Origin of the sequence: Furfurilactobacillus milii, from assembly GCF_009863985.1 — a bacterium.
GTDB classification, from domain to species: Bacteria; Bacillota; Bacilli; order Lactobacillales; family Lactobacillaceae; genus Furfurilactobacillus; species Furfurilactobacillus milii_A.
This window is the reverse complement of sequence record NZ_WEZT01000003.1, coordinates 65,806-88,909: the sequence shown is the minus strand read 5'-3', so window position 1 is coordinate 88,909 and position 23,104 is coordinate 65,806. Positions and strand designations below refer to the sequence as shown.

Genomic DNA, 23,104 nt, shown 5'->3' with positions numbered 1-23,104 from the left:
AAAAAGTGATTAAAATATAATTAGCTTTCTTATTTTAAATGTTGGAGGTCGTTATGGCAGACGTAAAACAATTACCTACTAGAGATGAAGTTCCAGAGACGCTAAAGTGGGACTTAACTCAAATTTTCGCAACTGATGCAGCGTGGACAGACGCTTATCACCAAATTGAGTCGAAGCTGCAGCAAGTTACCTCCCATCAAGGGCATTTAGCAGAATCACCAGAGCAACTTGCGGCTGGCGTGGCTTACCTACTTGACGTTTACCACGAATTGGAAAATGTCGATGTGTATGCGTCATTGAAGCAAGAACAAGATACTAGTGACCAAGCGGCGCAAGGCTTGGCCGCTCAGGCTAATGACTTGGTGGCTAAGGTTGCCAGCGCATTGGCCTGGTTCCAACCAGAAGTCTTGGCCATTCCCGAGAAGACACTCAGTGAATGGTTGAATGCTAATGAGTTAAAGCCGTTCAAACATTTCTTTGAGGACTTAGATCGAGCACGTGATCATACATTACCAGCAGATCAAGAAGCATTATTGGCGGGAGCCGGGGATATTTTCCAAGCTTCGGCAAAAACGTTCGGTGTTTTAGATAACGCGGATTTGGAGTTCCCAATCGTGAAAGATGAGGCAGGTAACGATGTTCGTTTGACTCAGGGGGTATATGGCGTCCTGTTGCAATCAACAGATCGTTCTGTCCGTGGTGCGGCCTTTAAACAACTATACAAGGTGTATAAACAATTCCAGAATACGTTTGCTTCGACGCTGTCTAGCAACGTTAAGGCGCATAATTATACAGCGCGCGTGCATCATTATCCAACCGCTCGTGCTGCGGCATTAGCAGAAAATAATATTCCTGAAAGTGTTTACGACACGCTTGTTGAAGAGGTTAATAACCATCTTGACCTATTGCACCGCTATGTTAGTTTGCGCAAACGTATTTTAGGTGTTGATCATTTGCATTCTTATGACCTGTATACCCCAATTACTGGGGATTCACCGCTGAGTTACACCTATCCAGAAGCTCAGCAGGAGGCTTTACGCGCTTTGTCTGTGATGGGCCCGGATTACGTTAGCCACGTTCAAGAGGCTTTTGATAATCGGTGGGTCGATGTGGTCGAAACGAAAGGCAAACGGAGCGGGGCGTTTTCATCTGGTGTTTACGATACCAATCCATATATTTTGTTGAACTGGCAGGATAATTTAGAGGAATTATTTACCTTAGTTCACGAAATGGGCCACAGTATTCACAGTTATTACACGCGTCATAACCAACCATACCAGTATGGCGACTATTCTATTTTCGTAGCGGAAATTGCATCGACAACTAATGAAAATACGTTGACTCAATATTTGCTTGATAATAATGACGACCCTAAAGTACGGGCCTACGTCTTGAATCACTACCTGGATGGTTTTAAGGGAACTGTTTATCGGCAAACACAATTCGCAGAATTCGAACACTGGATCCACCAAGAAGATGCTGCGGGTCATCCGTTGACTGCTAGTCGGATGTCAGACTTTTATGGCAAGCTGAATCAAACTTATTATGGGAAAGATTTAACCCCAGATCCGGAAATTGCTTTGGAGTGGTCACGCATTCCACATTTCTATTACAATTACTATGTCTTCCAGTATGCAACTGGGTTCGCCGCTGCCTCGACGTTGTCGCATGGTATTACCAGCCATCAACCAGGAGCCTTGGATCATTATTTGGACTTCTTAAAGGCTGGTAGTTCACAATATCCATTGGATGTAATGAAGATGGCCGGGGTTGATATGACGAAACCGGATTACTTGCGTCGGGCATTTGATGTCTTTGAACAACGCTTGAATGAATTTGAAACGTTAATTGACAATTCGCAAAAATAACATGTTTCGTTCAAGTTTGAATTGATAAAAAAGAGCCTTCAATCGGTAGCGTACTGATTGAAGGCTCTTCATTTAATGTTCCGTTCAGGTTAAAGGATGCGTAAATTGACTTTGTCGTGATTTTGTTTAATGGCTTGTGGCAACGTTGTTAGCTTATTGTTTATTGTATGTTCACTGATTTCTAACAGCGTGTCGTAATCGAAATGTTCCATCAGCAAGCCGCAATCAAAATCTTCAACGTCGAAGATGACCGTTTGACTTGGGTGTTCAATACCCATTTCGGAGACCAGACGTTGGTCAGCGCCAAACGCATCTTCAGCGAGTTTGCTTCGACGATCGTCAATAAACATCGCTGTGTCTAATGCTAATTCATGGGCAACCGTGATACCAAGCTCTTCTGTGTAAGCTTCGTGGTTGACCAGAATGTGCTCCTGCAAACGCAGAAAGTATTGACGACCAAGCCGTTTTCCCTGAAAAGAAGCGGCTTTGTAATCTAAGATAATTTGATACATTTGTTCTGCTAGGGTGTTGCGGTCCAACTCTGGGTGATCCGCCGCCATTCGGTGAAATGTATCGCTTATCGTCTGTAAATTAAGCATTGGGACAAACTGAATTTGAAGTTTGCGCTTAGTCTGGGCAGAGATCTGGTTAATCTGCTTCTCACAGTCATAACAATTTGTTCCGAGTGGATTTACAAACAGATAAATTTCTAACACGGGATATCCTCCATATCAACAATCTTAAAAAATTAAATAAAAAGTCATAGAATATAAATACAATAATAATGAAACGTTTTACTTAATAAGGCAATCGGTTGCGCATTAGCACAACTGCGCCACTGTGCGTTTCTTAACTGGGACTATCATGCCCGATTTTACCGGAAATGTAAAGTTAAACGTTTCGAATGGTGTGTTACTAAGCTTCGCTGGCGGTTCATCGCTAGTGTCCCAAAGTATGGTAAACTGTTGGCAGTTAGTTGGCCGCCGTGAGGTTGTTCAACAAACGATGAATCATCAAGGAGGTCATTCGATGATTGAGGATTGGTCCCACTTTTTGCTTCCTTATGAGCAAGCGGTCGAGGAATTAAAAATAAAATTAAGAGGTATCCGTAAACAATATAAGGATGCCGGTTTACAGTCACCCGTCGAGTTTGTTACCGGACGGGTGAAACCTGTTGATAGTATTAAGGAAAAAATGGTTCGTCGTCATGTCGCCGAAGATCGTTTGGAAGAAGACATGCAGGATATCGCAGGGCTACGGATTATGTGTCAGTTTGTTGGCGACATTTATCAGGTCGTCGATTTATTGCGTAAACGAACGGATTTGACCATTTTGGAAGAGCGTGATTACATCTCAAACGTTAAACCCAGTGGCTATCGTTCGTATCATATCGTGGTGTCTTACCCGGTTCAGATGCTGACGGGTGAAAAACGCATCCTTGCGGAAATTCAGGTGCGAACATTAGCCATGAATTTCTGGGCAACAATTGAGCATTCCCTAAATTACAAATATCAGGGTGAATTTCCTCAGGAGTTGCAAGGTCGTTTGGAACGAGCTGGTGAGGCGGCATTCAGGTTGGATCAAGAAATGTCGGCAATTCGAGAAGATATTTCTGAAGCACAACCACACGAGAATCCAAACAATTCTTCTGATGATGTGGGTCAGCGAAGTAATGACGACGTTTCTTCGACGCCGACGAATGAAACCAAATAATTGTGTGATCGATGTTTACTGCGTACGGCGAGACGGTCATATGTAATTGAGAGAGTAGAGAACAAAGTATGAAAGTTGCGATTTATAGTTATTATCCAAACGATGAAACGCGGGCTGTCATTGAACGGTTGACGACAGCTTTGAACAAGGCACACTTACCGATTGATGACCAACACCCGGACGTGGTGGTCTCAGTTGGTGGGGATGGCACTTTGTTATCAGCCTTTCATCACTATCGGGCAGAGCTGGCAAAGATTCGTTTTGTCGGCTTGCATACGGGACACCTTGGCTTTTATACGGACTGGCGTGATTATGAAACGGACCAGCTCGTGAACAGTCTGGCGCATGATAATGGTGAAAGTGTCAGCTATCCGCTTTTAGATATCAATATCACTTACAAAGGTGAAACAGCACCGCATCAGTTTTTGGCGCTCAATGAAGCGACTGTCAAAAAGGCTGCTAAGACCTTAGTTTGTGACGTGTATATTAAAGATCAATTATTAGAACGTTTTCGTGGGGATGGCTTGTGTTTTTCAACACCAACTGGTTCAACGGGATACAATAAATCATTGGGTGGTGCGGTTATTCATCCTGGCATCGAGGCCATTCAAATGGCAGAAATTGCCTCCATCAACAACCGGGTGTTCCGGACGTTAGGTGCCTCGTTTATCATCGGTAAGGATGAATGGGTGACGTTACGGTCAGAGGATGCTGATAATTTTGCCATCAGTTGTGATCAATTTTTAACGCCAGAACGGTTGGTCAAGGAAATTACGTTTAAAGTATCACAGCAACGGATTTACTTCGCTGAGTATCGGCATACTGCATTCTGGCAACGTGTTCGTGAGTCCTTTATCGGGGATGTCTTGTAATGGCCTATCCGTTACGCTTTGAGTGGCGTAATCAAACGCACGAAACGGTAAAGCTACGAACATTTTTGAGCGCACATGGCGTTTCTCATGCCGTTTTAATCCAGATCAAGTTTCATGGTGGTTCGATGTCAATCAATCACCGACCAGCATGGAGCGTTGATAATGTCCGTCCTAACGATGTTGTTACGATCATCTTGCCACCGGAACCAGCGAATGCGGCGGTAACCATTTCAGATTTACCGTTGTCAATTGTCTATGAGGACGATAATTTTTTGGTTGTTAATAAACCTGCTGGAGTGGCATCTGTGCCGGCCCATCACTATGCTAATAATACATTGGTTAACCGGGCGAAGGGCTATTTCATTACTCATGGTATTCCGTTACAGGTGCCTCATATTGTTACTCGGTTAGATAAAGATACGAGTGGGTTGGTGCTGTTTGGTAAACATCACATGGCACATTCCGTTTTAGATCAACAATTGAAGGCACACTCGCTACAAAAGACGTACTTGGCCGTTGCCAGTGGCACGGGTCTACCAGAGCATGGTAACTTTGATCAGCCAATTCAGCGCGACCCGACATCGTTTATCAAACGGCAAACGGGGGAGACTGGACAAGCTGCTCGGACCGAATTTTGGGTGCTGGCAACAGCTGGCGATTTTTCAGTAGTGAAGGTTAAACTCCACACTGGTCGGACGCATCAAATTCGGGTTCACTTTGCCGGTGCAGGACATCCGTTAGTCGGTGATCAGCTGTATGAGGGAGATTTACATCAAGGATTGAACCGTCAAGCGCTGGCCTGTGAACGATTGGACTTCTATGATCCATTTGCAGATGTTCAACGGCAATTAACTGCGCCATTGGCAGAAGATATACAGCAATTGCTCACACGTTATGAAATTAATGTTGATACTGTGATGCAGCAGCTTAACGCGGATCTTGATGTTAATTAACGTGCATTTTTGATTCAAAAAAAGCAGTTTATTTTCAAAATAGGCATAATAAAAACGCTCGGCAATTTTGCCAAGCGCTTTTTTTAAAACCGTGAAAATATCAATATTTCAGTAAATGCGTACCATGAACTTCCTTAACACTGAGCACTTCCGCAATATGATCCACATTGTCTACCGTGATTCCGCCACCCGGCATGATAATCAGCCGACCAGATGCTGTTTCAACCAATTTTTTCAATTGTGGCAACGTTTGGTCGATTGGCGTCGTTAAGGGCCCACCATGCGTGAGAATTCGATCAACATCATGATCCGCTAGCCAGTCGATAGCGGCCGGTTGATCATCAGGCGAAATTGCATCAAAGGCCATGTGGAAAGTAACACTCATACCACCAGCCGCTGCCATGAGCTGCTCTAGTGCATCGGTGTCTAACTTGTTGTCTGGGGTTAGAGCACCAAAAGCAACGCCGTCCACACCAAGTTCTTGGGCAGAAAATAGGTCAGCTTCCATGATTTTAATTTCGGTATCGTTATAGACAAAATTGCCACCGCGTGGTCGAATCATGACGGTGAGGGGGATGTGGTGTTCAGCAGCGTAACGACTACTTTCACTCATAACACCACGACTCACCGTTGTGCCACCGACGGCCAAATTGTCATTTAGCTCGATGCGGTTGGCCCCAGCTGCTATGGCAGCGGGAAGGTCAGTATAATTTTCGATAGCAACTTCTTTAAATAATGGTGTATTCACAATTGGCTCCTTTGATGTTTGTGGCTAACTAAAACAACTAGCTAGTTTTCAAACAGAACGCAAACCGGTTCAGGAACGGCAACATCCTTTTGAATCAATTTTAATTGACCAGTTGTGGCGTTGCGGCTGTACAAGGTTGCGTTGTCTGTATTTTGATTAACAGCGACAACAAACTGTTGAGAAGGGTCTAGGTCAAAGTCCCGTGGAAAGTCGCCTTCTGTACTGATTTGCTGACGTAATGACAGTGTACCATCTTCGCCCACAGCAAACACGGCTAAGCTATTGAAACCACGGTTACTGACGTAAACAAACTGACCATCGTTTGAAATGCGAATTGCAGCAGCACCATTATGAGCAGTCCAATCTGCCGGAATGGTCTTTAACGTTTGAACATGTGTAAGCGTCCCCGTAGCTTCGTCATACTTCAGTACGGAGATGTTGCTGCTCAACTCACCGGCAAGGTAGCAAATGGATTTTTGTGGGTTAAAGACCACATGACGAGGGCCAAATCCTGGCTCTGCTTGGTATGTTGAAACGAGGCTAAATTTACCGTCGTCAGCGACATCATAGACAGTTACTTGATCCATGCCGAGGTCACAAACAATTAACCGGTTGTCTGGCGTTAAATTCGTGTAATGAACATGGGGACCATCGGCCTGTTCAGGTAGTGGACCAACCTCACCCTGATGAGTCACAACATCAGCTAATTTCAATGAACCATCAGACTGAATGGCGAAACTTTTCAGCGTCCCCATGTGATAGTTACCCTCATAGACGAGTTGCCGTGCTTCATCAACTGCCACGTAGGCTGAGCTAGTACCCTTTGAAAAGGCGTGGTTTAGCAAAGTTGCTGGGGTAGTGGAGCGGTCAAAGGCTGAGGTTCCTCCCATTCCAGCGGCTTTGTCACCGTCAACAGTGTAAAGTTTGTTTGCTTTGGAAAGAGCTAGATAAGTTGGGCTACTTGCCTTGGCAACCAGTGTTGGTGCCGTTAGCTCATTAGACGTGGTGTCGAGCGCCATTTCATAAACACCTTGACTGGTCTTTTTGGTATAAGTTCCTACTAAGAATTTTTCTAACATGCGTGCTTCCTCCTCAATGTATGCATTGCCACAGAGTTCTGCGTTTCACCACTTGAGTATATCATAATGAAAACGATTCCTTAACAGTACCTTGCAAACGGTTGCATCAGTCTGCTGTTTGACAGGCGCCAAGGGCGAAGAATGCTCGGCGACTATGCTATACTAACGCAAAGTGAAGCATCGTCCGAAATAAACGACTGGGCGAAAACGTAAGGAGGCCGCTATGCAAAAACAAACCATTACTCGGCGACAACGACCTGTTAGTCGCTTACGTCAACTAGCATTGCGTTTAGTGATTGTGGTGCTGGTATTGTTGATTTTGTGGTTATTGAATAAGGTAAACTGGGTCTTTTCACCGCTGCAACAATTTTTCAGTATTATTGGGGGTCCAGTGGTTCTGGCAGGGGTCTTTTACTACCTGATGAATCCGCTAGTGGACCGTTTGGAAAAAAGCAAGTTTCATGTTCACCGAACTTGGACAATTATTGGCCTATTTGCCGTGATTCTGGCGTTGGTCGTCCTGGGCGTTGTCTTAGTTGTGCCACTCATCCAGGATCAACTTACTGGGTTAATCAAAGATTGGCCGCATTATTGGGATAGCCTCATTAATTCGACAACGGCGTTTTGGCAGGACTCAGATATGAAGTGGTTGCGCGATATTTTAAATCAGTATGACACCCAGTTACAAAAAGGACTGAGTGGGCTCTTGAAGAATACCGCTAGTAATACTGTTGGCGGCTTGGGCAGTATTGTTGGCAGTGTGACGACGGTTATTGTTGCCCTAGTAACATTTCCATTCTTATTATGGTACATGTTGCGCGATGGCCACCAATTTCCGGAATATGTGTCTCGTTTACTACCGCAACGGCTACAGAAATCGTTTTTGACCGTCCTAAAAGAAATTAATGATCAAGTGTCAAATTACATTCGTGGCCAGCTTACCGTTGCCTTCTTTGTGGCCTTAATGTTCTATCTCGGTTACTTACTCATTGGCTTGAAATTTGCATTAACATTAGGAATTGTTGCCGGAATTTTAAACCTGATTCCTTATCTGGGCTCATTTTTAGCGATGGTTCCCGCGGTGGTCGTAGGGGCGTTTGTGTCACCGTGGATGCTAATTCAGGTGCTTATTGTGTTTGCAGTTGAACAAACAATTGAAGGGCGACTGATTTCACCGTTGGTGTTGGGCTCATCACTTAAAATTCATCCAGTGACGATCATTATCGTATTGCTGGCAGCAGGAAAAATTTTCGGTGTTATGGGTGTTATCTTTGGGGTTCCCGGATACGCCGTATTAAAAGTAATTGTGAGCCACTTATACCAGTATTGGCGGGAAAATGCGCAGTGGTTTGATAAGGCAGACCGTCATCACAATGTTTTAGCTGATGAAAATTCCGACAATGTAAACCGCAAACAGGATGTCGATAAATAAACAGTCTAGGTCGCTGTCGTGAATCGGGGAAGTTTGTAGCTGATGGTGCACCTCATTGCAACTAGTGAGCTAGGCGGCGTCATGGTATAATGGGCATCATGAAAAAAATTGATCGTGGCGCCGCTTATCTGCAAGAACATTTAGCAATGTTTCGTTGTCCGGTTTGTGAGACGCCTTATGAAAAAATCAGTGGTCACACACTTAGTTGTCCGAATGGCCATACATTAGATTTAAATAAAAAGGGCAGTGCCACATTTCTCAAACATAATGTGGTGACTGAATACGATGAACCGATGTTGGCCGCCCGACGGCGGATGCTGACAGCTGGGCTGTTTGCGCCGATTGTAAAAGCTGTCAACCAACAATTGCCATCACAGGGTCAACGGATTCTTGATGTTGGCACCGGAGAAGGGACGCCGCTGGTACAGTTGGATCAGGAGCGCAACAATTCTGATGATGTTCTCATTGGGTTTGACCTGTCAAAGGCAGGAATAAACCTCGCAACACAGTTGGATTCTAAAGCCTTCTTTTGTGTTGCTGACTTGGCACAACTGCCATTTACAGATAATGCGTTTGATACGGTGATGGAATTCTTTTCACCATCGGCCTATCGGGAATTTGAACGTGTTTGTCGACCGGGTGGCAGCCTGATCAAAGTGGTGCCCAATGCGAACTACCTGGTAGAGTTGCGGCATGCTTTATATGACGAATCGGCTCCGCAGTATCTGTACACGAATGATCGGGTAGTGGAGTTGTTTGCCGATCACTATCCGGCTATGCAACAAACGACGGTGCGCTATGACTTTCCCATCGGCAAGAACCGCATTGCTGATATGATGGCAATGACGCCGTTAAGTTGGGGGAGTGATGATGCTCATCGTGCGGCATTATTGGCCAATCCAGTGGACACCGTGACCGTTGACGTTAGTGTGTTGACTGTCCAAACACCGTAGCTATTTGGCTAAGGGCGGCTGAGGACTGTCAGATAGGCGTTGACTGCAGGTCCAGACCACTTGCGAAGTTAACAAACTAGTGCTAATATGCTTATGGAATCATTTGGAGGTCAATATCGAACAGATTCGTTAGTGGCTTTCAGATTCGGACTTCATTAACGTAGCGTCTCGCCGTATGCCATTACCGAGATGACTACGTTTTTTTAGTCTCTGATTCTAAAAAACATCACTTTTAGTGCCAGTGCGGATTACTGATATGATGGTTAACACTGGTTGTGCGGCCAATTTTAGTTTCTTGGAAACTACAGTCGCGCATCTCATCGTAATGGTAGTCATGTGAGAAGAGCGCCCGTCAAGCAACTGAAGACTTTTTAAGAGTGCTGTAATTATCGAAGTTGAGCAACAGAAGTAAGTTACAATGATGGATATGGATGTGCCAAAGAAGGTCATAAAGGTTAACAAGGAGAAAGATAATGACGAATCACATTGCTTTATTTGAGCCATTGATGCCTGCTAATACAGGTAATATTGCCCGCACTTGTGCTGGGACAGATACTGCTTTGCATTTAATTGAACCATTGGGCTTTTCCACCGATGATGCGCATTTAAAGCGGGCAGGATTGGATTATTGGGATAAGGTCGACATTACGTATCATGAAAATTTGCAGGCTTTCATGGCTGCCATCCCAGAGGGTGACGAACTGTTTCTAGTCTCGAAGTTTGCCAAACAAACGTATGTTGATCCCGACTATACGAAGCCAGACCATGATTATTGGTTCCTGTTTGGCAAGGAAACGACAGGATTGCCAGAGCCCTTCATGCGGCAACACCCTGATGAGGCGATTCGAATTCCTCAAGATGACTCACATATCCGTGCGTTGAACTTATCTAATTCAGCTGCGATTGTCATCTATGAAGTCGTTCGTCAGCAGGGCTTCAACCATTTGGAACAAACACACTGGTACAAAAACGATAAACTCAAGTAGCCCTCACAGTTACCGTGTTGAAAGGAGTCTGACAGCGTGCCAGCAAAAAAAACGACGCGCAGAAAAACGACCAAACGGCCGCGAACAACTAAGAAAAAACAGGATTTTAAATATACAAAGAATATTATTGGCTTTGCCGTAGCGTTGCTTGCGCTGTTTGCCTTGTTAAGGTTAGGCGTTGCGGGGGTGTTTCTAGCCAACATTCTGTCGATTTTTGTCGGCAACACAAATCAGGTACTTGCAATTATCCTTATTGCAATTGGATTGGTCGTCGGCATTACTGGTAAATGGCCTAAGTTGCCGGTCAAACGGGTCATTGGTGGGTCACTTGTTTATCTAGGTGTCCTTGTTTATGACCACTTGCGATTATTCGCTAGCCTGAATTACCATGCTCATTTTGTTTCATTGACGTGGGGAATGCTCGGCGATAATTTGGCGGGCGGTACATTAAATGGCAAAGTCGGCGGTGGCATGATTGGTGCTTACGTTTATGCTGCGAGTGAACATTTAGTTGCTAACCTGGGGACGGCAATTTTTTCGACGATTTTGTTATTTGTCGGCGCAATGTTTCTACTGAATATTCCCTTTGCCGTGATTGGTCATGGTATCGTGGTCACTTGTCAACACCTCGTGCTGTGGACAAAACAAGGAAGCTCACGATTGCACGACTTTATTTATGCGGCGGTTGAGAAAAACGCGACACCGGATCAACCGATTGACGCGCAGTCGACAGAGCCGGAACAATCGCAGTCAGAGAGCCAGGCTACTTCGTTGGCGCCTAAACGAACCCGCCACGCTGCCCAGCAGTCAGCAGAAGCGCCGGCATCCGCAGCTGCTAGTTCGGCACCAAAAACGCCTGTTGCGCCGGTGATTACCGTTGCGGCTGATCAAAATGAAGAGAGTACGCCAGCTCCAAAACAGGAGGAACTGGATCTTGGCGACCAGAGTGAGGATTTGAGTGATTATAAATTACCAACACCAGATCTGCTCACCAAGATTCCGCAAACTGATCAAACGGATGAGCTCAACGCGATTGAGAAAAATTCGCAAACATTGCAAAAAACACTGGCCAGTTTTGGCGTTGATGCAGAAGTTAAGAATGTCAGCTTAGGACCGTCAGTAACGAAGTATGAATTGCACCCGGCTATTGGGGTCAAGGTTTCGAAAATCGTTAACTTGGCCGATGATCTAGCGTTAGCGTTGGCGGCTAAGGATATCCGAATCGAAGCACCCATTCCCGGTAAATCGTTGATTGGGATCGAGGTTCCTAATAAACAGATTTCAACTGTTTCATTTCGTGATGTTGCTGAGCATGAGCCGGCGCATCCTGGTAAAGTGCTGAGCGTGCCGTTGGGTCGGGATGTGACGGGTAATATCGTGATGTGTGATTTGACGAAAATGCCGCATTTGTTGATTGCTGGATCCACTGGTTCAGGGAAGTCAGTAGCAATCAACGGGATCATTACCAGTTTGCTCATGCAGGCGAAGCCAAATGAAGTGAAGTTTATGCTGATTGATCCAAAGCGGGTGGAGTTGTCTGTTTACAATGATATTCCTCACTTACTGACACCGGTTGTTTCCGAACCCAAACGGGCGGCCAAGGCACTGCATAAAGTGGTTGATGAAATGACGCGTCGTTATGAGCTGTTTGCGAACTTTGGTGTTCGTAATATTGATGGCTATAACAAATTGGTTGATCAAAACAATGCCAACCCTGAGGATAATGTGGCACAGACACGTTTGCCGTATGTGGTCGCCATTGTTGATGAACTGGCTGATTTAATGATGACCGTTTCGTCCGAGGTTGAAGATGCCATTATTCGGATTGCCCAGATGGGCCGGGCAGCCGGCATTCACATGATTCTGGCAACGCAGCGGCCATCTGTTGACGTCATTACCGGATTGATTAAAGCAAATGTGCCATCACGAATTGCGTTTGCGGTTTCTAGTGGTATTGATTCGCGCACGATTCTAGACGCCAACGGTGCTGAAAAGTTGCTTGGCCGTGGGGATATGTTGTTTGAACCGATTGATCAAAACAAACCAACGCGTGTACAGGGTGAATTTATCTCTGACAAAGATGTCGCGGCAGTTGTTGATTTTATCAAACAACAACAGACGGCTGAGTACGACGGTAGCATGGAAGTTAGCGACGAGGAACTGAAGGAAGACAGCGATGAGGACCGGGCGGACGAAGTTGATGAACTTTATAACGATGCCGTGGCTTTTGTTCAAGATCAACAAAAGGCATCCACCTCGCTGTTACAACGTCGCTTCCGAATTGGCTATAACCGGGCTGCTCGAATGATTGATGACATGGAGGCTCGCGGCATTGTCGGTCCAGCCGATGGTTCACGACCACGTCAAGTTTTCTCGAAAAATGATGATTAAGAGTAGTAGTGTTTGTTAGGATTTAAATCTGGTTAAGGACCGACTTTTGAGTTCTCACAATTGATAATCAAAAACGACATCATTACTAATTGATTTAGTGGTAAAACAAAACAGTCCGTTTGAAATGCACATTGTACATTTCAAACGGACTGTTTTAAATTGTTAACCTATTTAGAACAAGTTAAGTGGCTGCAAGGCTGCCAATACAACCCCACCAAGCGTAAGGATGATCATGACCCAAACGACGACCATTGTGAGTTTTTCGAAGCCACTGCGTTTCTTTTTACCTTGCATAACTTTACCTGTCTCCTTAATTGTTTGTACTGTCTTAAAAATTTATCCTTAATGTTACCGTGTTCCGTACAAAAGCACAAGGGGGCAACAAAAATGTTGATGTGAAAAGCTAAAACCAGTCGTGACGTTTGAGAATCCAAGCAGTAATCGCACAGACAATGATCGTAAAGCCCATTACTAGTGAGAATGCATGTGCAAGGTGGGCAAATGGCAGGTCGACATTCATACCGTAAATGCCACCGACAATGGTTGGAATGGTCATGATCAGCGTAACAGAGGTCAATAGTTTCATGACTTCGTTTAAGTTATTTGAAACAACGGAGGAAACCATGTTGCTGTACTGTTCCAGAATATTATTTTGGATAATGGTCATCGACTGAGCCTGATCAGTTTCAATCATAATTTGCGCCAGCAATTCGTGAAAATGAGGGCCATTAAAATAATCTTGTGCAGACGAGATCTGATCTAAAATTGGTCGATTGTCTTTTAACGCACTATCGAATAAAACGAGCGATTTTTGCAATTTCATAATTTTATAAATTTGTTCATTACGAGTGGCCGTGGTCAGCTCACGTTCAAGACTAGTCGTTTCCCGTTCACTGAGCGACAGGGCGTGAACAAACGAATGGGCGATGTACCAGCCGAAACGGAGGATAAAATCTTGTCGATCGGCGATCCGAATCGTTGCGTTATCAGGATTCATGATGAAATCGTTAATGAAGGTTGCTGGCTGTTTAGATACTGTGATAACGGCAGAATCTGTGAGGATAAATGAAAACGGAAAGGTTGTAAAACTGAGGTAGCCTAGCGGGCTCACTTCATATTTCGGAAATTGAAGTAACAGATGTAGCGGTCGTTCGGGGCGTTGCGGATCAATGCCGTCGACTCGAGAATTTTCCCGATCATCTAAAATAGCGCTAATATAGGTCTCTGGAAAATTATAGCGGTGCGCCAGTTGACTGATTTCGTCATGAGTCGGGCGTTCAACGTTGATCCAGCAGTCTTGTTGAGGCGCGTTGACCGGAATTAAATTACCGTTTTTATCATTTGCATAGTATTCAATCATAGGAGCCTCCGGGGGTAAGTTAGCGTGTTACTGGTAATTAAGCAAAGCACGCTGAATCCACGAATTGCGTGTCAAATTTCAAACCAGTATACTAACACTGTTGAAAAGAAATGAGGTGACCGCAGTGGGGTGGACAAATCAACTATTAATTCAAATTCTAACATTGATATTACTGTACATCATTCTGTCGGTGTTACGAATGATTTCTAAAAATAATTGGCCGACATGGATTCATCCACTCGATGTGTTGTTGCCAGTGTTAATTGTAATGAGCGCCATCGTGTTATCTGCAGTGAGTGTGCGGCCGTTATTTCTTTGGGCCGTGACACTGTGGCTGATTATTGGTGTGGGTGTGGTGTGGCGAACTTTTCGTGGCCGTCAACTCGTTCGCTACCGTACATTTTTATTGATTTATTGGCGTGTGAGTGACTTAGTATGGCTGGTGATTTATATTTTAGCGATTATTGGTGCCATTATTCACCACTAAAGGACGTGTATTTGAATATTTCCACCACCAATCCCCACTTTAGGAAAGGTGATCAAAAAGAGTCGTGAAAGACTGCTGAAATAGCATTCTTTCACGGCTCGTTTTTTTTGCAGCCACGTTCTGTGACAAAATTACTACATTTTTTCTAAGTACGTGGTGAATAGTGGGGGATTGTGGTAGACTTTTTTATAGCGAAAAGGATGATTGATTTAACTGTTGTTAAACCGTTTTCATTTGATTTTCACAGCGTCAGTTGACTTAAAAAATGGAAGGGATGGTGATCGAGCGTGTTTATCGGAGAATTTCAACACAATGTTGACGATAAAGGTCGTCTCATCATCCCGGCTAAGTTTCGTAATCAACTGGGCGAAAAATTTATGGTCACTCGTGGGATGGATGGCTGTTTGTTCGGCTATCCAGAAGCAGAATGGTCTGCATTGGTCGAAAAGACCCAGACATTATCGTTAACTAAACGTGACGCACGTGCGTTCTCTCGTTTCTTGTTTTCCGGCGCGACAGAGTGTGAATTCGATAAACAGGGCCGCATCAATATTCCGACCCCGTTACGGAATCATGCAAAACTGACTAAAGCCTGTGTCATCGTTGGGGTTTCTGACCGGTTTGAAATTTGGGACGCTGACACATGGCAACAGTACAATGAGTCAACCGAAGCTAACATCGACGATATTTCGGAATCAATGGGCGACTTTGACTTTTAGTTTTTAAATAATTGAGCACTTAACACGATGGCTTTAACACAGGATACGCAAAGGAGGGGTGACATGGCAGAATTTAATCACGTAACTGTTTTGTTGAATGAAGCAGTTGCAGGTTTGGCCGTGAAACCCGACGGTATTTATGTGGATTGCACATTGGGTGGCGGTGGTCATTCTGCAAAGATTCTTTCAGAATTAACGACCGGTCATTTATATGCTTTTGATCAAGATGAAACGGCCTTAGCATACAATCGCCAACATTTGGCAACTGCAATTGCTAACAACCAGGTAACCTTGATTCAAGCTAATTTTCGAAATATTACTCAGGAACTTGCTGAACGAGGCGTTCAACATGTGGATGGCGTGTTATACGATCTCGGCGTGAGTTCGCCACAGTTTGATGACGCGCAGCGTGGCTTTAGTTACAGGTTGGACGCACCGCTAGATATGCGGATGAATCAGGAACAGGACTTGTCCGCCATGCAAGTCGTTAACGAATGGGATTACGCACAGTTGGTTCGTATTCTATATCGCTATGGCGAAGAGAAGTTTGCCAAACAAATTGCCCGAAAAATTGAGCAACAACGTGCGGTAGCGCCGATTGAAACAACCCTTCAGCTAGCTGACCTGGTTAAATCCGCTATTCCAGCCGCGGCTCGCCGCCATGGCGGTCATCCAGCAAAGAAGACATTTCAGGCCATTCGGATTGCGGTTAATGATGAATTGGGTGCGTTGGAAACATCGTTAGAGCAAGCCTTAGCACTCTTGAATCCCGGTGGCCGCATTAGTTGCATTACGTTTCAGTCCTTAGAAGATCGGTTAGTTAAAACGATGTTTAAGGAGCAAACAACGGTGCCAGAATTACCAGCAGGATTGCCAGTGATTCCAGCAGACATGCAACCGGATTATCACCTGATTACGCGTAAACCGATTGAGGCCAGCGAGGCTGAGTTAGCCGTTAACCGTCGAGCGCACAGCGCTAAGCTGCGTGTGATTGAGCGTAATGAGACAAATACCGATTCAAAACAGTCACTGTTGAGGTAGTCGGTAGGTCAATTAGTCGTTTGTTATTACATTAAAAAATCGTCTGTCGTCCAGACTTACATAGTTAAGGAGGTTGATTAACATGGCACAGAATTTAGCACAGTCACAACCATATGAGCAGCCTAGTGTTGCCAAACCGCTCCGTCAGCCCCAATCGGTTGAACAGCCAGCCGTTCATCAGAAACGGCTCCCAATTTCAGGATTCGAGATTCTATTGAGCATAATTTGTGGTATTGTTGTTGTATGTTTCGCCGTGAACATCATTCATTCTCAAATCGAGATTACGAATGCACAGCGTAATTTACAAACGACACAAACACAGTTGACAAAGGTCAATAATGCCAATGCTTCCGCGACTCAGGAAATTAGTGAGTTGTCCAGCCGTTCTCGATTGGACGCAGTGGCACAGAAAAATGGGTTGACCTTAACCAGCCAAAACATAAGGAATGTCAGTAAATAATGAATAAAGATTCCAAACGAATGTCCAGTCCAGATAACACCCGTTCAAACAGACGTCACTTCGGTAACGTATTGCTTGTTGCAATTCTTGCGGTGTTTATCCTGCTGGGCGTTCGTTTTGTTTATATTGCAGTTGGCAAACATGTACAGCATGTGAGTTTGTCCAAACAAGCACAGGCGCTGTACACCGAACAGCAAACGATTCACGCTAAGCGGGGGACCATTTATGACGCTGACGGCAATCCAATTGCAATGGACACCAATACGTACACGGTGTATGCCGTGTTAAATAAACATCAGGTCTCAACTACGGGAAAACCGCTTTATGTAACAGACAAGGATAAAGTGGCTAAGGTACTTAGCAAAACGCTCAACATGAGCTCCAGTGAGATTTTAAAGATCCTAAACCCTAGTAATAAAAACACCTTCCAGGTAGAGTTTGGATCGGCTGGTAAGAACTTGTCTGTGGCAACTAAACAGGCGATTCAGAAAGCTAATCTAAATGGGATTGCCTTCACGACACAAAGCGCACGGTTGTATCCTAACGGGATTTTTGCTAGTCATATGATTGGTTACGCACAGCCGACCACCTTGGCCAACGGGGCTAGCTCACTGATTGGCAAAATGGGGATTGAACAGCAGTTGAACCGGCAGTTATCTGGTGAAAATGGTGTTAAGCAGATTAAGCACGATTCATTAGGCTACACATTGCCCAATTCACAGCGGAATAAACGCAGTGTGAAGAACGGTGACAATGTGTATACGACACTGAATCCTGATTTGCAGAACCTGTTAGAAAATCAAATGCAGATTTTGTACAGCAAGTTGCAGCCTAAAAACATGGTTGCCATGATGGTTGATACCAAGACTGGAAAAATTTTGGCGGCTACCCAACGGCCGACGTTTAATGCGTCAACGATGCAGGGCCTGGGCGACCAGTGGAATGACTTACTGGTTTCGGATCCTTATGAACCCGGCTCGACCATGAAGAGCATGTCCTTAGCGGCGTCAATTGACTCTGGCAACTTTAAAGGCAGTGACACTTATCAATCTGGTCGTTACAAGATCGGTAACGCGGTGGTCCCAGACTGGAACCCAGCCGGTTGGGGCACAATTACTTATTCCAAGGGATTCGATCTTTCTAGTAACGTGGCGATGGCTCATTTGGAACAGCAAATGGGGGCCAGCACTTGGAAAAAGTACATTCAGAATTTTGGTTTCTTAAAATCAACGAACAGTGGTTTGCCAAACGAAGCACATGGTGCCATGCAATTCACGCAACCAATCGAACAGGCTAACACAGCTTTTGGTCAAGGGATTACCGTGACACCAATGCAGCTTATGCAGGCGTACACGGCTGTTGCCAATAATGGGAAGATGTTGAAGCCGTACTATATCAACAAGATTGTTGATCCCAATACGGGCAAGGTTGTTTATCGCGGTAAACGGCAGGTTGTTGGCAACCCAATTAGTGCTGAAACGGCCAAAAAGGTGCGTCAACACATGACAGACTATGTTTACAAATCCTATGGGATGGGGAAAGACTTCAAGATTGCTGGCTACAAAGTGGCAGCCAAGACTGGGACGGCCCAAGTGGTTGGTGACAATGGTCAATACATGGATGGAATGGATTCAACTTTGAACTCTGTGATGGGGATGGTTCCTGCGAAGAATCCACGTTACTTGATGTACGTGACCGTTAATCAGCCTAAGAAGGTGCCAGACAAGCTGATTACACAGTGGGAAAACGATGTCTTTAGTCCCGTCATGACAGAAGCGTTAGCGATGGACAAGGATACGGCATTACCAGGAAAAGCAACTAGCACAAAGGTGCCAAAGCTAGTGGGCACAAGCGTTGATGACGCTAAGCAGCAAGTTAGTGATCTTTCACTGACACCGGTAGTGATTGGTGATGGTAGCAAAGTCACAGCGCAGTCACCTTCTGAGGGTAAAAAGACGCTGACCAATCAGCGGATTTTCCTCCGCGCTGGTGACAATTTGACGATGGCGGATATGAAGGGCTGGTCAATGGGCGATGTCCTTGAGTTTGCCAAGCTAACGGGATTGTCTGTGCAAACTTCTGGTAGTGGGTATGTGACAAGTCAAAGTTTGCCGGCTGGCCGCACCATCCAGGAAGGAACCGGTGTGACTGTGAAATTTAAGTAACACCGCAATTGTTTTCGTGTAAAATGAAAGAGTGATGCCGAAGCTCGGGAAGGTCCGAGCAACAACGTAAAGGTGGCAGCGTGCAAGCGCACTTTGCTTGTGGGGTGACGGCTTTGGGTTGTGCACAGGGCCTTGAGCGACAGGTGCACGTTTAAGAAGAGTGATGCCGAAGCTCGGGAAGGTCCGAGCAACAACGTAAAGACCTTAACTTCAGCAGTGTATTTAAAAGCGGATTGTTCTAACAACCGCACAATTAAAGGGGTAAGTAGAGTTATGCAAGTTCGTATTTGGCTTTGGTCGTTAATCATTGCGTTTGCAGTGGCCGCAATTTTTCTACCATTTTTGATTCGTTATTTCAGAGCACACGGCGAGGGCCAAACGATTTGGGAAAAAGGCTTGAGTTGGCATGAAAAGAAAAATGGCACGCCGACAATGGGTGGCCTGATGTTCATTACTGCCAGTGTTGTGGCAACATTAATTGTTGGCATTTGGCAACACGTGTTGAATGGTAGTGCTGGAATTCTTCTATTTACGTTAGTATTCTACGGATTACTAGGGATGTGGGATGATTCTATTAAGGTGTTTAACCGTCAAAACGACGGGTTAAAGGCCTGGCAAAAAATGCTTGGTCAGATTGTTGGGGCCATTGTTTTCATCATTGTGTTCTCTTATGAAGGCTTTTCAATGAGTCTTCGCGTCCCATTCATTGGTGACGTTCCTTTAGGCGTCGGCTATGTCTTGTTTGCCATTATTTGGTTGATTGGCTTTTCAAACGCCGTTAACTTAACGGACGGTTTGGACGGTTTGGCAACAGGGCTGTCAATCATTGCTTTTCTGGCCTATGGCATTATCGCGCAACATCAGCGTCAATATGGCGTAATGGTTTTCTGTTTGACGGTGGTTGGTGCGTTGGCTGCCTTCTTGATTTGGAATCATAAGCCTGCCAAGATTTTCATGGGTGACATGGGGTCGTTGGCACTTGGTGGCGCATTGGCAGCTGTGTCATTGCTGCTTCACCACGAATTATCCTTGTTATGGGTCGGCGGCGTGTTTGTCATTGAGACAGCAACAGTCATGATTCAAGTGAGCTATTTCCACATTACTCATGGCAAACGGTTATTTAAGATGACGCCGATTCATCACCAGTTTGAATTAGACGGATGGGGTGAGTGGCGGATCGATCTTACTTTTTGGGCAATCGGTGCCGTGTTTGCCGCAACTGGTGTATGGGCAATGTGGTAAACATCGTTTTGTTATTTAAATGCGGAAACCTCCGCAGTACATATAAGTTTTTGTGCCGATCATGTTAAGGGGTATCCCGTCGTGATCGGCATCGTGGTATGGTTAAACTAATATAGAAGAGAAAAGGGCGATTAGTGTGAAGCAGGTAACAACATATAAGAATCAGAAGGTATTGGTTTTAGGATTAGCTAAGAGTGGGGTGAATGCGGCCCGGTTGCTCAAAAAACTAGGTGCGTTTGTCACAGCTAATGATGCTAAACCGTTTGATGAAAACCCAGATGCTAAGGAACTGGTTAATGATGGCATCAAAGTAGTCACGGGGAGTAATCCGGTTTCGTTGCTGGACGAAGACTTTAGTCTGATTGTTAAAAATCCAGGAATTCCTTATTCAAATTCACTGATTCAAGCTGCTCAATCGCGCAATATTCCAATTATCACAGAGGTAGAGTTAGCTGCCCAAGTTAACGACGCAGAGCTTATTGGCGTGACCGGGACTAACGGCAAAACGACCGTTACCACAATGATTACCGAAATGTTGAATCAAGATCGTCCAGTGGGAAAGGCTAAATTTGCCGGTAACATTGGTGTGCCAGCTAGCCAAGTTGTCCAAACCCTGACTAAGGATGATGTGATGGTGACTGAACTGTCCAGCTTCATGTTAACGGGTATTAAAACGTTGCACCCACACATTGCTGTGATCACAAACATGTACACGGCTCATATTGACTGGCATGGCAGCCGTGAAGCCTATGTAGCTGCAAAAATGCGGATCACGATGAACCAAACGGCCGATGACTTTTTGGTGATGAATTGGGATCTGCCTGAACAACATGAACTGGCAAAGCAATCCAAGGCACAGATCATTAAGGTTTCCCGAAAGGGCGCAGCTGATGCAGACGCTTATGTTGCAGATGGTCAATTAATGTGGCGGGGTGAAGCTATCTTACCGGTTGACCAAATTAACGTACCCGGAATTCAAAATGTTGAAAATGCTTTAGCTGCCTTAGCAGCCGCTAAAGTGGCTGGTCAAAGTAACGCAGCGATTGCCACCACCCTAAGTCATTTCAATGGCGTGCGGCACCGTTTGCAATATGTATTAACGTACAAGGATCGCAAATTCTACAACGATTCAAAAGCAACTGACATTGAAGCTACGCAAATGGCCTTACGTGGTTTTAAACAGCCCGTTGTGTTGATGGCTGGTGGTTTGGACCGTGGCTTTACATTTGATCGGTTGGTTGACGATTTGAAAGCGCACGTTAAAGCTGTTGTGTTGTTTGGTCAAACAAAGGACCTGCTAGCTGATGCAGCTAAAAAGGCTGGTATTACCGAAATTCACTTTGCCGATGATGCGGTTGCAGCGGTTCCCGAAGCTTACAAGTTGAGTCAACCAGGGGATGTTGTGTTACTGTCGCCAGCCAATGCTTCTTGGGATCAATTCCCTAGTTTTGAAGTACGGGGCGATAAATTCATTAAAGCAGTTGAACAACTTAGTGGAGAAAAGGAGCAACAGGCATGAGGTTAATGGTATCTGGCGGTGGTACCGGTGGTCATATTTATCCGGCATTAGCGCTTATTGATGACTTGGTCGCCAAGGATCCAACGGCGAAGGTTTGTTACGTCGGCACGCACCGTGGCTTGGAAAGTAAAATTGTGCCTGCCCGCGGGATTCCGTTTGAAACGATTAAACTACAAGGTTTTTCTCGCAAACTGAATTGGCACGGACTGACGACTAACATTAAAACGGTAAATTTGTTTTTGCGCGGTGTTCGTGATGCACGCAAAATCATCAAGGATTTTCAGCCGGATGTTGTGGTTGGCACTGGTGGTTACGTGAGTTCTGCAGTTTTATATGCGGCAAGTCGTATGCATATTCCAACGTTAATTCATGAGCAAAATTCAGTGGTCGGTGTGACAAACAAGTTCTTGTCACATTTCGTTGATCAAATTGCCATTGCGTTTGAAGATGCTCGAAGTCAATTTCCTGGCAAAAAGGTGATTTTTACAGGTAATCCGCGAGCACAGCAAGTAGCTCAAATGCATAGTGACTTTCAGTGGGATAGTTATGGCTTACAGAACGATGTGCCAACTTTGCTTATTTTCGGGGGCAGTCAGGGTGCATTAAAGATCAATGCAGTGAGTGAACAAGCAATTCCTAAATTTAATGATCGGCACTATCAGGTTGTGTTCGTAACGGGTCAAAAGCGTTATGACGACGTTATGGCGCAAATGAAGAAAGATGACATCACACCAGCAGCCAATGTTGTTGTGAAGCCTTACATCAGCAACATGCCAGAGGTGTTGCCACGCGTCGCCGCCATCGTTGGCCGGGCCGGAGCCACCAGTCTGGCTGAAATCACGGCGTTAGGGATTCCCTCAATTTTAATTCCGAGTCCTTACGTTACTAATGATCATCAAACCAAGAACGCCCATAGCTTGGTCAATGTCGGTGCTGCGGAAATGATTACCGAGGATAGTTTGACGGTCGATCATTTAATGAGTGTCGTGGATCAGTTGATGAAGGATGATGACAAGCGTCAGCAGATGGCGGTTGCCGCTAAAAAGATGGGTGTGCCTGATGCGGCTGATCAATTATTGGCGGCGGTCATTAAGCTGACACGCCAAAAGTAAGTCG

21 protein-coding genes are annotated in these 23,104 nt (G+C 45.1%); 16 read left to right on the top strand and 5 right to left on the bottom strand.

Features of this window, described 5'->3' with window-relative positions:
* Positions 1-53 precede the first annotated feature (53 nt).
* Positions 54-1,868: an oligoendopeptidase F gene (pepF, locus tag GB992_RS01775; RefSeq protein WP_161000982.1), complete on the top strand. Its 1,815-nt coding sequence runs from the start codon at positions 54-56 to the stop codon at positions 1,866-1,868.
* A gap of 89 nt (positions 1,869-1,957) precedes the next feature.
* Here pepF and GB992_RS01770 read toward each other — a convergent pair whose 3' ends face one another.
* Positions 1,958-2,584: a DsbA family protein gene (locus GB992_RS01770; RefSeq protein WP_161000981.1), complete on the bottom strand. Its 627-nt coding sequence runs from the start codon at positions 2,582-2,584 to the stop codon at positions 1,958-1,960.
* 313 nt (positions 2,585-2,897) lie between these two features.
* On the opposite strand from GB992_RS01770, the gene yjbM reads away from it, so the two are divergent.
* The 3 genes from yjbM (at position 2,898) to GB992_RS01755 (ending at position 5,406) form a co-directional block, all read left to right on the top strand.
* Positions 2,898-3,581 (top strand): GTP diphosphokinase, encoded by a 684-nt coding sequence (gene yjbM, locus GB992_RS01765; RefSeq protein WP_161000980.1) that lies wholly within the window; start codon positions 2,898-2,900, stop codon positions 3,579-3,581.
* Positions 3,582-3,649: 68 nt separating this feature from the next.
* A complete protein-coding gene (locus GB992_RS01760) occupies positions 3,650-4,453 on the top strand; it encodes an NAD kinase (RefSeq protein ID WP_017262795.1) in 804 nt (267 codons plus the stop codon).
* Entirely contained in the window at positions 4,453-5,406 is a 954-nt protein-coding gene (locus tag GB992_RS01755) for an RluA family pseudouridine synthase (protein ID WP_161000979.1), read from the top strand. Before GB992_RS01760 ends, GB992_RS01755 begins: the two co-directional genes overlap by 1 nt.
* A gap of 100 nt (positions 5,407-5,506) precedes the next feature.
* Here the strand turns inward: GB992_RS01755 and GB992_RS01750 are convergent, their stop codons facing one another.
* Both GB992_RS01750 and GB992_RS01745 read right to left on the bottom strand, forming a co-directional pair.
* Positions 5,507-6,154: a copper homeostasis protein CutC gene (locus GB992_RS01750; RefSeq protein ID WP_161000978.1), complete on the bottom strand. Its 648-nt coding sequence runs from the start codon at positions 6,152-6,154 to the stop codon at positions 5,507-5,509.
* 41 nt (positions 6,155-6,195) lie between these two features.
* A complete protein-coding gene (locus tag GB992_RS01745) occupies positions 6,196-7,233 on the bottom strand; it encodes a lactonase family protein (protein WP_161000977.1) in 1,038 nt (345 codons plus the stop codon).
* A 223-nt stretch (positions 7,234-7,456) separates the two neighbouring features.
* Between GB992_RS01745 and GB992_RS01740 the strand changes: the two genes are divergently transcribed.
* The 4 genes from GB992_RS01740 to GB992_RS01725 all read left to right on the top strand — a co-directional run bounded on the left by GB992_RS01740 (position 7,457) and on the right by GB992_RS01725 (position 12,995).
* Positions 7,457-8,665, top strand: a complete 1,209-nt coding sequence (locus tag GB992_RS01740) for an AI-2E family transporter (RefSeq protein WP_161000976.1) — start codon at positions 7,457-7,459, stop codon at positions 8,663-8,665.
* A 98-nt stretch (positions 8,666-8,763) separates the two neighbouring features.
* Positions 8,764-9,618 carry a methyltransferase domain-containing protein gene (locus tag GB992_RS01735; RefSeq protein ID WP_162855587.1) on the top strand — a complete coding sequence of 285 codons (855 nt, stop codon included), beginning with the start codon at positions 8,764-8,766 and terminating at the stop codon, positions 9,616-9,618.
* Positions 9,619-10,091: 473 nt separating this feature from the next.
* Positions 10,092-10,604, top strand: a complete 513-nt coding sequence (locus GB992_RS01730) for a tRNA (cytidine(34)-2'-O)-methyltransferase (protein ID WP_161000974.1) — start codon at positions 10,092-10,094, stop codon at positions 10,602-10,604.
* A gap of 36 nt (positions 10,605-10,640) precedes the next feature.
* Positions 10,641-12,995: a DNA translocase FtsK gene (locus tag GB992_RS01725; RefSeq protein ID WP_161000973.1), complete on the top strand. Its 2,355-nt coding sequence runs from the start codon at positions 10,641-10,643 to the stop codon at positions 12,993-12,995.
* 171 nt (positions 12,996-13,166) lie between these two features.
* Here the strand turns inward: GB992_RS01725 and GB992_RS01720 are convergent, their stop codons facing one another.
* Positions 13,167-13,289, bottom strand: coding sequence for a DUF4044 domain-containing protein (locus tag GB992_RS01720; RefSeq protein ID WP_017262803.1), 123 nt, complete (start codon positions 13,287-13,289; stop codon positions 13,167-13,169).
* A gap of 109 nt (positions 13,290-13,398) precedes the next feature.
* On the bottom strand, positions 13,399-14,355 hold the full coding sequence (locus GB992_RS01715) for a magnesium transporter CorA family protein (protein WP_161000972.1): 957 nt from the start codon (positions 14,353-14,355) through the stop codon (positions 13,399-13,401).
* Positions 14,356-14,479: 124 nt separating this feature from the next.
* Here GB992_RS01715 and GB992_RS01710 point away from each other — a divergent pair, with 124 nt between their 5' ends.
* The 8 genes from GB992_RS01710 to murG all read left to right on the top strand — a co-directional run bounded on the left by GB992_RS01710 (position 14,480) and on the right by murG (position 23,100).
* A complete protein-coding gene (locus GB992_RS01710) occupies positions 14,480-14,842 on the top strand; it encodes a DUF3397 family protein (protein WP_161000971.1) in 363 nt (120 codons plus the stop codon).
* Positions 14,843-15,129: 287 nt separating this feature from the next.
* A complete protein-coding gene (gene mraZ / locus GB992_RS01705) occupies positions 15,130-15,561 on the top strand; it encodes a division/cell wall cluster transcriptional repressor MraZ (RefSeq protein ID WP_017262806.1) in 432 nt (143 codons plus the stop codon).
* 63 nt (positions 15,562-15,624) lie between these two features.
* On the top strand, positions 15,625-16,602 hold the full coding sequence (rsmH, locus tag GB992_RS01700; RefSeq protein ID WP_161000970.1) for a 16S rRNA (cytosine(1402)-N(4))-methyltransferase RsmH: 978 nt from the start codon (positions 15,625-15,627) through the stop codon (positions 16,600-16,602).
* Positions 16,603-16,684: 82 nt separating this feature from the next.
* On the top strand, positions 16,685-17,062 hold the full coding sequence (ftsL, locus tag GB992_RS01695; RefSeq protein WP_017262808.1) for a cell division protein FtsL: 378 nt from the start codon (positions 16,685-16,687) through the stop codon (positions 17,060-17,062).
* Positions 17,062-19,227, top strand: coding sequence for a penicillin-binding transpeptidase domain-containing protein (locus tag GB992_RS01690; RefSeq protein ID WP_161000969.1), 2,166 nt, complete (start codon positions 17,062-17,064; stop codon positions 19,225-19,227). Before ftsL ends, GB992_RS01690 begins: the two co-directional genes overlap by 1 nt.
* Before the next feature lie 273 nt (positions 19,228-19,500).
* A complete protein-coding gene (gene mraY, locus GB992_RS01685) occupies positions 19,501-20,469 on the top strand; it encodes a phospho-N-acetylmuramoyl-pentapeptide-transferase (protein WP_161000968.1) in 969 nt (322 codons plus the stop codon).
* A gap of 136 nt (positions 20,470-20,605) precedes the next feature.
* Positions 20,606-21,988, top strand: coding sequence for a UDP-N-acetylmuramoyl-L-alanine--D-glutamate ligase (murD, locus tag GB992_RS01680; RefSeq protein ID WP_161000967.1), 1,383 nt, complete (start codon positions 20,606-20,608; stop codon positions 21,986-21,988).
* Positions 21,985-23,100, top strand: a complete 1,116-nt coding sequence (gene murG, locus GB992_RS01675) for an undecaprenyldiphospho-muramoylpentapeptide beta-N-acetylglucosaminyltransferase (RefSeq protein WP_161000966.1) — start codon at positions 21,985-21,987, stop codon at positions 23,098-23,100. The genes murD and murG overlap by 4 nt, the downstream gene beginning before the upstream one ends.
* The last annotated feature ends 4 nt before the right edge of the window (positions 23,101-23,104 follow it).